This is a genomic window from Collinsella sp. LCP19S3_D3 (assembly GCF_052121455.1).
Lineage (GTDB): Bacteria > Actinomycetota > Coriobacteriia > Coriobacteriales > Coriobacteriaceae > Collinsella.
The window spans coordinates 14,648-27,661 of the sequence record NZ_JBQKEF010000005.1 but is presented as its reverse complement, the minus strand read 5'-3'; the positions used below and the strand labels follow the sequence as shown (position 1 = coordinate 27,661).

General features: G+C 62.3%; 12 protein-coding genes. All 12 read left to right on the top strand.

Annotated elements, in window-relative coordinates; all coding sequences use genetic code 11:
• The first annotated feature begins 2 nt into the window (after positions 1–2).
• The 12 genes from ACTQXM_RS03100 to ftsY all read left to right on the top strand — a co-directional run bounded on the left by ACTQXM_RS03100 (position 3) and on the right by ftsY (position 13,005).
• A complete protein-coding gene (locus ACTQXM_RS03100) occupies positions 3–1,664 on the top strand; it encodes a DAK2 domain-containing protein (protein WP_441536960.1) in 1,662 nt (553 codons plus the stop codon).
• 10 nt (positions 1,665–1,674) lie between these two features.
• Positions 1,675–3,852, top strand: coding sequence for an ATP-dependent DNA helicase RecG (recG, locus tag ACTQXM_RS03095; RefSeq protein WP_427794676.1), 2,178 nt, complete (start codon positions 1,675–1,677; stop codon positions 3,850–3,852).
• Positions 3,849–4,493: a 16S rRNA (guanine(966)-N(2))-methyltransferase RsmD gene (gene rsmD, locus ACTQXM_RS03090; RefSeq protein ID WP_441536961.1), complete on the top strand. Its 645-nt coding sequence runs from the start codon at positions 3,849–3,851 to the stop codon at positions 4,491–4,493. The genes recG and rsmD overlap by 4 nt, the downstream gene beginning before the upstream one ends.
• Positions 4,486–4,983 (top strand): pantetheine-phosphate adenylyltransferase, encoded by a 498-nt coding sequence (gene coaD / locus ACTQXM_RS03085; RefSeq protein WP_154515440.1) that lies wholly within the window; start codon positions 4,486–4,488, stop codon positions 4,981–4,983. The genes rsmD and coaD overlap by 8 nt, the downstream gene beginning before the upstream one ends.
• A gap of 68 nt (positions 4,984–5,051) precedes the next feature.
• Positions 5,052–5,549 (top strand): ATPase, encoded by a 498-nt coding sequence (locus ACTQXM_RS03080; protein ID WP_154515443.1) that lies wholly within the window; start codon positions 5,052–5,054, stop codon positions 5,547–5,549.
• The gene (locus ACTQXM_RS03075) at positions 5,549–6,103 is read left to right on the top strand and encodes a YceD family protein (RefSeq protein ID WP_441041153.1); all 555 of its coding nucleotides are present in this window, start codon (positions 5,549–5,551) and stop codon (positions 6,101–6,103) included. Before ACTQXM_RS03080 ends, ACTQXM_RS03075 begins: the two co-directional genes overlap by 1 nt.
• 64 nt (positions 6,104–6,167) lie before the next feature.
• On the top strand, positions 6,168–6,347 hold the full coding sequence (gene rpmF, locus ACTQXM_RS03070; protein ID WP_022094017.1) for a 50S ribosomal protein L32: 180 nt from the start codon (positions 6,168–6,170) through the stop codon (positions 6,345–6,347).
• An 88-nt stretch (positions 6,348–6,435) separates the two neighbouring features.
• Positions 6,436–7,452, top strand: coding sequence for a phosphate acyltransferase PlsX (gene plsX, locus ACTQXM_RS03065; RefSeq protein WP_154515449.1), 1,017 nt, complete (start codon positions 6,436–6,438; stop codon positions 7,450–7,452).
• A gap of 117 nt (positions 7,453–7,569) precedes the next feature.
• Positions 7,570–7,812 carry an acyl carrier protein gene (locus ACTQXM_RS03060; RefSeq protein ID WP_441536962.1) on the top strand — a complete coding sequence of 81 codons (243 nt, stop codon included), beginning with the start codon at positions 7,570–7,572 and terminating at the stop codon, positions 7,810–7,812.
• A 3-nt stretch (positions 7,813–7,815) separates the two neighbouring features.
• Positions 7,816–8,541: a ribonuclease III gene (rnc, locus tag ACTQXM_RS03055; protein WP_154515455.1), complete on the top strand. Its 726-nt coding sequence runs from the start codon at positions 7,816–7,818 to the stop codon at positions 8,539–8,541.
• A 10-nt stretch (positions 8,542–8,551) separates the two neighbouring features.
• Positions 8,552–12,088: a chromosome segregation protein SMC gene (smc, locus tag ACTQXM_RS03050; RefSeq protein ID WP_441536963.1), complete on the top strand. Its 3,537-nt coding sequence runs from the start codon at positions 8,552–8,554 to the stop codon at positions 12,086–12,088.
• Positions 12,088–13,005: a signal recognition particle-docking protein FtsY gene (ftsY, locus tag ACTQXM_RS03045; RefSeq protein ID WP_271807278.1), complete on the top strand. Its 918-nt coding sequence runs from the start codon at positions 12,088–12,090 to the stop codon at positions 13,003–13,005. Before smc ends, ftsY begins: the two co-directional genes overlap by 1 nt.
• Positions 13,006–13,014 lie beyond the last annotated feature (9 nt).

Here is a 13,014-nt window from a genome sequence, read left to right as displayed (position 1 = left end):
TCATGATTGTAAAGACCATTCGCACCTGTTTTCCGATCGCTGCGGCTGCCGTTTCCGACAAGGCCGAGGAGATCAATAAACTCAACGTCTTTCCCGTGCCCGACGGCGACACCGGCACCAACATGTCGCTCACGCTCGCCTCGGTGACCAAGGAGCTTTCCGCCCTTCCCGCCGATGCCGATATGGAGGCCGTCGCCGGCGCCATCACCCACGGCTCCCTCATGGGCGCCCGCGGCAACTCCGGCGTTATCACCTCGCAGATCCTGCGCGGCGTGGCCGAGGGTCTCGTCTCTGCCGATGAGCCCATCACGTCTGCCGACATCGCGCATGCTTTCCGTCGCGCCGTCAAGGTCGCCTTCCAGGCCGTCCGCAAGCCCATCGAGGGCACGATTCTTACGGTCCTGCGCGACGTCTCGACCAAGGCCGACGAGTGCGAGAAGAAGAAGTTCTCGGCCGAGGACGCGCTCGACGCCATCGTCGTCGAGGCCTACCAGTCTGTGGCTCGCACGCCCGACCTGCTGCCCGTTCTGAAGGAGAACGGCGTGGTCGACTCCGGCGCCTTTGGCTTTGCCATCTTCCTGGAAAACTTCGTTGCCGCTGCTCTGGGCCGCAGCACCGTTGTCGAGGATTTCTCCACCACGTTTGATTCCGCTGGCTCTGCCCGCGATGCGGCCCTCGGTCGCGTCGAGATCGAGGCCAACGACGACTGGGAGGGCTCGGAGTTCTGCTACTGCAACGAGTTCCTCTTTAAGGCCGACGCCCCGTTTGACGAGGACGAGTGCCTTAAGTTCCTGGGTTCCATGGGCGACTGCGAGCTGCTCGTGGGCGCCTACCCCGACTACAAGATCCACGTGCACTCCAACACCCCCAACCTGGTGCTCGAGCACATGCTGCAGCTTGGCCAGATCTACGAGGTCTTTATCCACAACATGGAGATGGAGGCCCACGACCGTACCGCCAAGATCCACGAGGACCAGCAAAAGGCCGCCGAGCCCGCCAAGGCGCTGGGTTTTGTCGCCGTTGCCGCCGGTTCCGGTGAGGCCGACATCCTCAAGTCCCTCGGCGTCGACGTTGTCGTTTCGGGTGGCCAGACCATGAACCCCTCGACCGCCGACCTGCTGGGCGCGGTGGACCAGGTCAACGCGACTTCGGTCATCATCCTGCCCAATAACGGCAATATCCGTATGGCTGCCGAGGCTGCTGCTTCTGCCTGCACCGACAAAAAGGTCGCCGTGGTTCCCACCAAGACCGTTCCGCAGGCGTTCTCCGCTCTGTTCGCGGTGCTGCCCGATTCCGAGCTCGAGGACGCCGTCGCCGCCATGGTCGATGCCATCAGCGAGGTTCGCGATGGCGAGGTCACCCGTGCCGTGCGCGATTCCAGCGCCTCTGACGGCTCGCCGATTCACTCCGGTGACGTCATGGGTATCATTGCCGGCTCCATCGACGTGGTCGGCTCCGATGTGAAGCAGGTCACGCTCGACTGCATCAACCGCATGCAGGAGGAAGAGGAGGGCGACGCGCTGACGATTCTGGCCGGCGAGGAGCTGTCCGATGAGGCCTTCCAGGAGATCGTCGACGCCATCGAGGAGGCTCAGCCCGACCTGGAGATTGACGCCCATCGTGGCGAGCAGCCGCTCTATCCCGTGATCTTCTCGATCGAGTAGGCATCTGCCCATGTCCGAGCTGTGCTCCGTGCCGCGCGTCTCGGAGCGCTTTGCCCAGAGCAATGCGCTCGACGAGGATATCGCGCGACTCAAATATGTTTCGGGTAAACGTGAGGAGGCCCTTCGCCGTCTGGGAATTAGGACGGTGGGGGACCTCCTTCTCCATATCCCTCATCGGTATCTGGACTTTACACGCTCCTGGTCCATCGAGATGGCGCCTATCGGTACGGTGTGCACGATCGTCGCCACGGTCGATCGTATCGTTCAAAAGCAGCCCCGCCCGCGTATGCAGGTTACCGAGGTCTCGCTTGTGGACGAGACGGGCGTGCTGCAAGTCGCTTTTTTCCGCCAGCCCTGGATTGCCCAGCAGCTCAAGCAGGGCGACCGCCTGGCCGTGATGGGTAAGGTCGAATTTGCCTACGGCTTTAAGCAGATGGCCTCGCCGCATTTCGAAAAGCTCGAGGACGGGCGTGCCGCGGGCACCATCCTTCCGGTTCACTATGTGAGCGACGGTGTGAGCCAGGCTTGGATGCGCCGTATCGTGAGCGGCGCGCTCGAGATTGTCGGCAATCCCTTCGACCCGATTCCCGCGCCCCTGCGCGCCAAGCGACGCCTTATGAGCAGCGCCCGTGCGCTGCGTTCGATTCACTTTCCCTCAAGTATGGCCGAGCGCGATATCGCGCGCGCACGGCTTGCCTATGAGGAATGCCTCTATCTTCAGCTGGCGCTTCGTCTGCGCAACGACGGCGGTATGGTCGAGGTGGTTCCCTACACCCATACCGCGGGTGGTCATTTGACGGCGCTTAGGCGGGCCCTGCCGTTTTCGCTGAGCGACGAGCAGGAGGCCGCGTTCCAAGACATCCTGCATGACATGTGCGATGGCGACCACGTGATGAACCGCTTGCTGCTGGGCGATGTCGGTACCGGCAAGACCGCCGTCGCCGCCTGCGCGCTGGCAGTCGCGGCCGATTCGGGTACCCAGTCCTGTGTCATGGCACCCACGGGCGTGCTGGCGCGTCAATATGCCGATAAGACCGGTCCTTTGCTCTCGCAGGCCGGTATGTCCTGGGCGCTCCTGACGGGTGCTACCCCGGCCGCCGAGCGCGAGCGCATCCATGCACAGCTGCAGTCTGGTGAGCTCGATGTGCTCTTTGGTACCCATGCGGTCCTTTCGGATAACGTAACGTTTAAACATCTTTCACTCGTCGTTATCGACGAGCAGCACCGGTTTGGCGTGGGGCAGCGCAATGCCCTGCGTGCCAAAGGCCCAGGTGCGGACTTACTCGTTATGACGGCCACGCCTATTCCGCGCACACTGGCGCTCTCGGTCTATGGCGACCTGGACACGTCCATCATTCGTCATCGCCCCGTTCCCGGGGCCGGCGTCTCGACGCGCGTGCTCACCGAGTCGAGCCGCGACCTGGCCTACGGTGCCATTCGCGAGGCGCATGCCCAAGGACAGCAGGCTTACGTTATCTGCCCGCTTGTGGAGCCGAGTGACTCCGCGGACGATTTGGAAGACGTTCCCGGTATTGCTCGCGACGATGAAGGTCGCGTGACGGTGCCCGTGCCGTTGCACGACACCGCGACCGAGCTCGACCGCCTGCGTCTGGCATTGCCGGGGCTTTCCGTCGAGCGTCTTCACGGCCGCATGCCGGCGGGGGAGAAGGACCGCGTGATCGACGCCTTTAAGCGCGGCGAGATCGACGTGCTCGTCTCGACTACGGTGGTCGAGGTGGGCGTCGACGTGCCCAACGCCACCGTCATGGTTATCGAGAACGGCGAGCGCTTTGGCTTGGCGGCCCTGCATCAGCTTAGAGGCCGCGTGGGCCGCGGCAGCGTGTCGGGCACGTGCCTGGTCATGACGCATTCCAAGGGCAATGGCGGTGTGTCTGCTGCGCAAGACCGCCTGCGGGCGCTCGAAAAGACCGCTGACGGTTTTGCACTTGCGCAGATGGACCTGCGTTTGCGCCACGAGGGCGAAATCTTGGGTTATCGCCAACATGGCGGTGTGACCCTGCGTTTTGTGGACCTGGACGCCGACGAGGATCTTATCGAATGGGCCCATTTGGACGCGGTCGAGCTCTTGCGGTATGCTTGCAACCTTGACTCCGTGGCGACGCGTCCCTTGCGCGATGCGGTCGCCACGCGCTATCGACATATCTTCAAGGAGGTCAGCGGAGGATGAGAATCATCGGCGGTGAATGGCGCGGCCGCAAGATCGAAGAGCCGCGTGGGCGCGATGTCACCCGTCCCACGACCGACCGCGTGCGCGAGGCATGTGCGTCCATGGTCATGTCGGCATTCGATTTCGATCTGGACGAGGTCCGCGTGCTGGATGCCTTTGGCGGCTCCGGTGCCCTGGGAATCGAGATGCTCTCGCGCGGCGCTCGCTCGCTCATCACGTTCGAGATCGATCGCAATGCCGCCCGACTGATCAATAAGAATATCGAGTCGCTGTGTCGCGACCGCTCGCGTTGGCGCGTCGTTACCGGCGATGTGTTGGCGAGCGCCTCGCGCGGCCGTGTTCCGGGCGGCCCCTTTGATCTGGTCCTGCTCGATCCACCCTATGCCTTTGGTGCCGAGCCGGTCGAGAAGCTGCTGCGCAATCTTGCCCAGCAGGGCTTGCTGGCACCAGGGGCCTTTGCCCTGTTTGAGCATGCCGCAAGCGACGCGGGCGCTCATCCGGCTGGTTTTGAGACCGTGCGAGAGAAACGCTACGGCATTACCTCGGTTGACTTGCTGCGCTGGGTGGCCGCGGACGAGTGCGACCATGCTCATGACAGCGATATTGACGAGGACGTGCCTTTGGAGGATACCCATGAATGACACTATCAACCGCGTGATCGTTCCGGGTACTTTTGACCCCATCACGTTTGGTCACATCGATGTGATCCGCCGCGCCCGCCGCATTTTTCCCAGCGTGATTGTCGCCGTGGCGGAGTCGCAGGGCAAAAACGGCGTGGGCACCACCTTTATGCTCGATGAGCGCGTGGCGTTGGCCCGCGAGGCCCTGGGCGATATTGACGGTGTCGAGGTACTGCCCTTTACCGGCCTGTTGGTCGATTTTGCCCGTGAGCAGGGTGCGGGTGCTGTGGTCAAGGGCCTGCGCGCCATGACCGACTTTGAGTACGAGCTGCAGCAGGCGGACCTCAACTATCGCCTGGACAACGAGCTTGAGTCCATTTTTGTCATGAGTGCGCCGCAGTACGGCTATATCTCGAGCTCGGTGGTCCGTCAGATCGCATCGCTCGGAAGCGATGTGTCGACGTTTGTGCCGCCCAATGTGGTCGAAGCGCTTAAACATCGCTTTTCGTGACGTTTCATATTGCCTGATGGCATGTGGTAAACTAACACGATGACATGTTACCTATGAAAGGAGACCGGATGCCGGGCGAGAATTTTCCTGGCGACAGGATCGTGAGCCTTGTCGAGGAGCTCGAGGGGCTCATCGAAGAGGCTAAGACGCCGTTCGGCAAGAATGCCCAGATGAAGGTTATCGATGCCGACGTCTTCTTTAACATCCTTGACGAGATCCGTATGAGCTATCCCGAGGAGTGGCAGAAGTCCCGTCGCATCCTCAAGGAACGCGACGAGCTTATGGCTTCCGCCGCCGCTCAGGCCGATTCCATCATTGCCGATGCTCAGCAGCAGGCACTCACCATTGCCGGTGAGCAGGAGATCGTCCGCTTGGCGCAGCAGCAGGCCGACGATATCCGTGATCGTGCCCAGCAGTACGAGCGCGAGACGCGCTATGCGGCCGAGGATTATGCCGAGCAGGTCTTTACGCACCTCGAGGAGAACCTCAAGAGCCTGACCGGCACCGTTACCCGTTGCCGTCAGCAGCTCAACGAGGGTGCCGCCCAGCAGAACGGTCAGTGGTAATGGCTGAGTTCCCGAGCGTTACCGTCGATCTTTCCGAGCAGCTCGAGTTTCCCGGAGACTCGTATCCGCTGACCGGCAAGGTCGATGTCGCCACCTACACGGTGGGCGAGAAGGAGTACCAGCTGCAGGACGGCATTGCTTACGACGTGGTTTTTACCAATGCGGGCACCGGTGTTCTGCTCTCCGGCATGGTTCGAGCGCACGTCACCGGCGAATGCGACCGCTGCCTTGAGCTCGCCTCGTTTGATATCGCCGGCGAGATCGAGGAGTTCTACCTCTTTGAGGAGCCCGAGGATCCCGAGGCCTACGAGGACGGTTACGAGCTTTTGGGCGAGGACCGCATTGTCGATCTGGGGGAGCCCATTAACGACGCCGTTGTCATGGACACGCCGTTTGTGGTGCTCTGCAAGCCCGATTGCCGCGGCCTGTGCCCCACCTGCGGCATCAATCTCAACGTCGAGCAATGCGATTGCGCCGCCCAGGCCGAGGCCGAATGGGCCGCTGCCACGGAAAATCCATTTGCAGCATTGAAGAATCTCAATCTTGATGAGTAAAAATGTGGTAGTATCGCTACTTGCGCGTAATCGCCACACTGGATAGTTCATAAGGAAGGTCACTATGCCCGTACCTAAACAAAAGCAGGGTCGTATCCGTACCCATACCCGTCGTTCCGCCAACATGAAGATCTCGGCTGCGGCTCAGTCCACGTGCCCCCGTTGCGGCGCTGTCAAGCTCCCGCACCACGTGTGCCCCAGCTGCGGTTTCTACAAGGACCGCGAGGTTATCGTTACCGAGTAACTGTATACTCTGGATACGATGCCGTTCCAACTGGAACCACAATGGCCGGCTCAATGAGTCGGCCATTTTTGTATAAGGAGCACTTGAAATGAGTAACGTTCGCGTTTGTGTAGACGTTGTGGGCGGAGACGAGAAGCCCCAAGTTGTCCTCGACGGTATTGAGGCCGCACTTGCCGCCGATCCCGATATCGAGGTCATTGCTGTTGGCCCCGCCGATATCGTCAACCCCTTTGCCGCGGCGCACGCGCGCGTGGAGGCTCTGGAGGCCCCCGATGTCATCGCCATGGACGACGATCCCATCCGCGCCGTGATGACCAAGCGTAAGTCTTCAATCGTGCTTGCCTGCCGTGCTATTAAGAAGGGCAACGCGGACGCGTTTTTCTCCGCGGGGTCGACCGGCGCCATGACGGCTGCCGCCACCGCCTACGTGACGCCGTTTAGATATTTGGTAGAGGGTAAGAAGCAGCCGGTGCGTCCATGTCTCACCAATGCGCTGCCCAACCGCGCCGGTGGCCTTACGGTACTGTGTGACATGGGGGCCAACCCCGATGTCGAGGTCGACGACATGGTTCGCTTTGCCCAGATGGGTGCAGCCTATGCCCGCGTGGTCCTGGGCATCGAACATCCGCGTGTGGGCCTGCTTGGCAACGGCACCGAGGACGAGAAGGGTTCTAACTTTACCAAGGCGTGCTTCCCGGCTATGAAAGCCGCGGTCCCCGGTTTTGTGGGCAACTGCGAAGGCACCGATCTTACGTCGGGCAATTTTGACGTTGTGGTCGCCGACGGCATGTCGGGCAATATTGCGCTCAAGGCAACCGAGGGCGCTGCCAAGTTTTTGCTGCAAGAGCTCAAGGGCGCCTTTATGTCTTCGCTCGGTACCAAGATCGCCGCGCTGCTCATCAAAAAGCAGATGCGCCAGATGAAAGCCAAGCTCTCGGGCGATGCCAAGGGCGGCGCGATCCTGCTGGGCCTTCGCGGCGTCGTTTTGATTGGCCATGGCGCCACGTCGGCCGAAGCCGTTAAAAACGGTACGCTCGCCGCGGCTCAGGCCGTTCGAGCCGGGCTTATCGAAAGCATTGCCAATTCCATGGAAGGTATCGTTTAGCAAGAGCTCCGTTACGTGGCTCAAGCTATGCATCGTGGGGTAGAATCGGAGCCGTGCTGCAATGCGGCTTCCGCCCGCGCGACACATTGTATTCCACGACTTATGAGAGGATGCGCTATGGATCGCTCCGAAATCTTTGACAAGATCGCCGAGATCGCTGCCGACGTGCTGGGCGTTGACGTTTCCGAGATCAGTGATGAGACGACTTTTGACGACCTCGATGCCAATTCGCTCGAGCGCCTGCAGCTGGTGACGGCCATCGAGGACGAGTTTGACCTCGAGATCGATGACGAGACCCTGTTGTCGCTCACCTCCGTTGCCGACGCTGTCGACGCTATCGAAAACGCCAGGGAGGCCTAGGTCTTGGCTTTATCTCAACGACTCACGCGCGCTCAGGAAATCCTGGGCCATGAGTTTAATAACAAGGTGCTGCTACGCGCGGCGCTCACCCACCCCTCGGCAGTAGAGGGGCAGCCGGTCTCTGCCAGCTATGAGCGGCTTGAGTTTTTGGGTGACTCCATTCTGGGCGCCGTGGTTGCCCGTTCGCTCTTTGAGTCTTATCCCGAGTTCGATGAAGGCAAGCTCACGCGTCTGAAGGTATCGCTTGTTTCGGGTGCCACGCTGTCCGAGGTTTCGCACGAGCTGGGCATCGACGACATCATCATCTTTGGCGCCTCCGAGACCGGTACCGGCGCGCGCGGCCTTAACTCGGCGCTCGAGAACGTCTATGAGTCGCTCGTGGGTGCGTTGTACCTCGATGCCGGCTGGGATGCGGCGGCGGAGTTCATCCATCGCACGCTTAAGCCCCATTTGGCCTCCGAGCGTGCCGAGCACCCCGCGAACCCCAAGTCGTTCTTGCAGGAGTGCGTGCAGGCAGACGGTCACGAGCCCCCGGCATACAAGCTGGTAGGCTCCGAGGGCCCGGCACATGCGCCCACCTTTACCGCCGTGGTGCTTGTCGACGGTATCCGTCAGGGCCGCGGCACCGGCGCCTCTAAGAAAGAGGCCGAGGGAGCCGCTGCACTCGAGGCGCTCGACCGCATGGGTTACACCACCAACGGTGTGATTCTCAACAAGAAGCCCGTTTAAGCGAGGAACCGTGTATCTCAAGTCCCTTACGCTCAAAGGGTTCAAGTCGTTTGCCGACCGCGCCCATATGACGTTTGAGCCGGGCCTGACCGTCATCGTCGGTCCTAACGGCTCGGGAAAATCGAATATCTCCGATTCGATTCTGTGGGTACTGGGCGAGCAGAGCGCCAAGCAGCTGCGCGGCCAGGCCATGGAGGACGTCATCTTCTCGGGCTCGTCGGCGCGCAAGCCGGTGGGCGTTGCCGAGGTCACGCTGGTGCTCGATAACTCGGACCATGTGCTGCCTGTCGACTTTGATGAGGTTGCCATCACCCGCCGCATGTATCGTTCGGGCGAGAGCGAATACCTCATCAACTCGAGTCCGTGCCGCCTGATGGATATCCAGGACATTTTGCACGATTCGGGCTTGGGTAAGGATACGCATTCCATTATCAGCCAGGGCAAGCTCGATGCCATTTTGCAGAGCCGTCCCGAGGAGCGCCGCGTCCTTATCGAGGAGGCTGCCGGCATTTCCAAGCACAAGCGCCGTAAGGAGCGTGCGCTCAAAAAGATTAAGTCGATGGACGAGCACCTTACTCGTGCCCGCGACATCAATAAGGAGATTGCCCGTCAGCTGCGACCGTTGGAGCGTCAGGTCGATCGCGCGCGCAAGTACAAAGAGCTGTCCTCGCGCGCGAACGAGCTTACGCAGATGCTGGCCGTTGACGAGCTTCGTTCGCTGCAGTCGCAGTGGAACGATCTGGAGAGCCGTTCCAAAGAGGGTGCCGCCGAGCTGGAGCTTGCGCAGTACCGCTTGGGCGAAAAGGAGCGCGAGCTCGAGAAGCTCCAGGTGATGCTCGAGGAAAAGGGCCTGTTTGTGGGTGACTTGGGCGAGCAGCGCCGTCATATGCAAGATGTGGTCGGCCGTATTAACTCCGATATGCGCCTGCTCGAGGAAAAGGGCCACAATATGGTGTCGCGCCTGTCCGATATGCGCGGCCAGATTTCGAGCTCCGAGCATCAGCGTCGTCGCGTGGTCGAGGAGCTCGAGGATGCACGTGCCCAGCTAGAGGAAGTGACCGGTGCGCACATGCAGGCCCAGGACGACGTTGACGCCGCCGGCCCTGCCGCCGCCGAGCTCCACGAGCGCCGTGTTGCGCTCGACAATCAGATTTCGCAGCTTACGCGCGAGCAACGCGATGTGCAGCGCGTGGCCGACAAGGCTGCGCTCGAGCTTGCCAAGGTGAAAGACTCGCTGAGCAATGCCGAGGTCGAGGACAACATGTACGCCTCGCGCCTGGAGCAGATTGACGAGCAGCTCGAGGAGGTCACGGCCTCGCTCGAGAGCCGTCGCGACCGCGCCGAGGAGCTCGACGGCGCGCTCGATCAGGCTCGCCAAGCCCAGGCCGATGCGCGCCAGGCCACCGAGGTCGCCCGTGCGGCGTTGAAGGACTTGCGCGCCCGTGAGAGCGAGTCGCGCAACAAGCTGTCCGAGGTGCGTTCTGAGCTTGCGAGCCAAAAGAAGCTCGATGCCCGTATGGCCGATAGCTCGCCGTTGGTGAGCCGTCTGGTAGGGGCATTGGGCGATGACGTAACGGGCCGTCTGGGCGACGTGCTCGAGGCGCCGCGTGAGCTTGAGGGCCTGGTCGAGCAGCTGCTTGCCGGCGATATCGATGCCCTGTTGTTTGATGACGCCGCCACGCTTGAGCGTGCCGGTCGTGCGGCTTTGGACCAAAAGAAGGCCTCGGGCGAGGCACTGCTGGTGGCGCGTGGTGTGAGCGGCTCTGCTGCTGCCGAGGGCGCTGCCGGTTCGCGTCTGGTTGATCGCCTGTCCGTGCGTGCCGGTTATGGCCCGATTGTCGAGGCACTGCTCGGCGGCTATTACGTGGTCGATGACTTGCCTTGTGCGCTGGCGGCACCAGTCGTTGACGGTGTGACTTATGTGACGCCCGATGGCGCTCGCGTGAGCTTTGGTGGCCTGGTGCGCGTGGGGCTCGATGCCGGCGAGGCCTCGGGTGCCCTGGAGCGGAAGCGCCGCATTCGCGAGCTCGAAGGCCTGGAGCCCGATTTGGCTGCCGTTTTTGAGCATGTGTCGAACCAGGTTACCGAGGCCAATGCGGCCGTCGAGGAGGCGCGTGCCGCCGAGGGTGATGCCGCCGGCGAGATCGCCCGTCTTGAGGGTGAGCGCCGCTCGCTGCTCTCCGAGATTGGCCGCCTGGAGCAAAGCGCCAACAACGCCGAGGTCGAGCGTGCGCGCATCTCCAAGCGCCGCGAGCAGGCGGCCGAGGCCGTTCGCGCCGCGCGCCCGCGCGTTGACGAGCTCACCCGTTCGCGCGACGAGGCCCGCGCGCAGGCAAGCGACCTGGGTCTCCAGATTGCCGAAGCCAACGACGAGCTCGATCGCGTGCGCCGTGACGATTCCGAGGCAGCCGGTAAGCTCGCCGATGCCAAGGTGCGCCTGGCCCAGACGAGCGAGCGCCTGCGTTCGCTGAAGGGCCGCGTGCCCGATCTGGAGCATCGCCTGGAGGGCATTGACCGCCGTATCCGCGGAACACGTCAGGCTTCGCGCTCGCTCGAGCTGCTGCGCCTGCGTGTCGATCCCATGCACGAGCGCTATTCGGCCCTGCTGGAGCGTGCATCTGATTGGGCTGCGCGCCTGCGTGACCAGGCCTCACTCGAGGAGGCAGACTCGGCTTCGCTCAAGAAAACCATCGAGGATGCCAAGGCCGAGGTCTCCCGCGCCAAGGAGCGGGTCGATGCCGCCACGGCGACACAAAACGAGTTCAAGGTCGCGCGCGGCAAGCTCGAGGTGCAGGTAGAGGCGGCCATCAAGGCCATTACCGCCGATGGCACCACCGTGCTTGAGGAAGCGCTCGTGCTTCCTGCTCCCACCGATCGCGACGCCGCCGAGCGCGAGCTCAACCAGCTCGTGCGCCAGATCAACAACCTGGGCCCTGTGAACCAGGTTGCCATGGAGGAATACGAGCAGCTCAAGCGCCGCGCCGATTACATCGAGGAGCAGCTGGCCGATCTGGAGAGCGCGCGCAAGGCGCTCACCAAGATTACCGTGGCCATCGACCGCAAGATGCGCAAAGCCTTCCTGGTGACTTTCGAAAAGGTCGATGCGAACTTCCGCGAGATCTTCGCCATGCTGTTCCCGGGTGGCCAGGCGCATCTGGAGATGACCGACCCTGAGCATCCGGCCGAGACGGGCATCGAGGTCGTGGCGCAGCCGCGCGGCAAGCGCATCACCAAGATGATGCTCATGTCGGGCGGCGAGAAGAGCCTGACGGCGCTCGCCCTGCTCTTTGCCGTGTATCGCACGCGTACGGTGCCGTTCTATGTGCTGGACGAGGTCGAGGCGGCGCTCGATGACGCCAACCTGTCCAAGCTCATCGGCGCGCTTGACGTGCTGCGTTCCGATACGCAGCTCTTGGTTATCTCGCATCAGCGCCGTACTATGGAGGACGCTGACGTCCTCTACGGCGTCTCGATGCAAGCTGACGGCGTCAGTCGCGTCGTCTCGCAAAAACTCGATCGCGAAACCGGAAAGGTCGTGAATGCATAATGGGATTCTTCGATGCTCTCTCGCGCGGACTTGAGCGCAGCCGCGAGGCCCTCAACGAGGTCTTTTACTTTGGCGGCGAGGTCGACGAGGATTTTTGGGAGGACCTAGAGGACACCCTCGTCATGGGTGACATGGGTGCCGAGGTCGCCATCCAGGTCTCCGACGACCTGCGCGATGCCGCGGCCAAGAAGAACCTCAAGACCGCCCCGCAACTACGTCGGGCCCTGGCAGAGCAGCTCGAGCAGCATTTTGTACCCGTCGAGCGCGATCCGTTCGCCGACACGCCGAGCTGCGTGCTGTTTGTGGGCATCAACGGTGCCGGCAAGACCACTACGGTCGGCAAGATCGCGAGCGCCATGGCCGCCCGCGGCAAGAACGTCGTGATCGGCTCGGCCGATACCTTCCGCGCTGCCGCCATCGAACAGCTCGATGTGTGGGGCCAGCGCGCCGGCGTCCCCGTCATAAAGCGCGACCGCGGCTCAGACCCGGCAAGCGTTTGCTACGACGTGCTCGACGAGGCCGATAAGCGCGGCAGCGACCTGGTGCTCATCGACACCGCCGGTCGTCTGCACACGAGCCCCGAGCTCATGCGCGAGCTTGCCAAGGTGGTCAACGTGACGCGTAAGCGCGCCGCCAATATGGCCGCCGGCCCCATGCCCGTCTCGGTCGTCCTCGTGATCGATGCCGCGACGGGCCAAAACGGCCTGAACCAGGCGCTCGAGTTTAATGAGGCGCTGGGTCTGGACGGTATTATCATGACTAAGCTCGACGGCACGGCAAAGGGCGGTATCGCCATGGCCGTGGCCGAGAAGCTCAAGCTCCCGATCCTGCGCGTGGGCGTGGGCGAGCAGGTCGATGACCTGCAGGAGTTTAATGCCAAAGATTTCTGCCGCGCCCTGGTGGGCGAGTCCAACTAAGGAGTGACC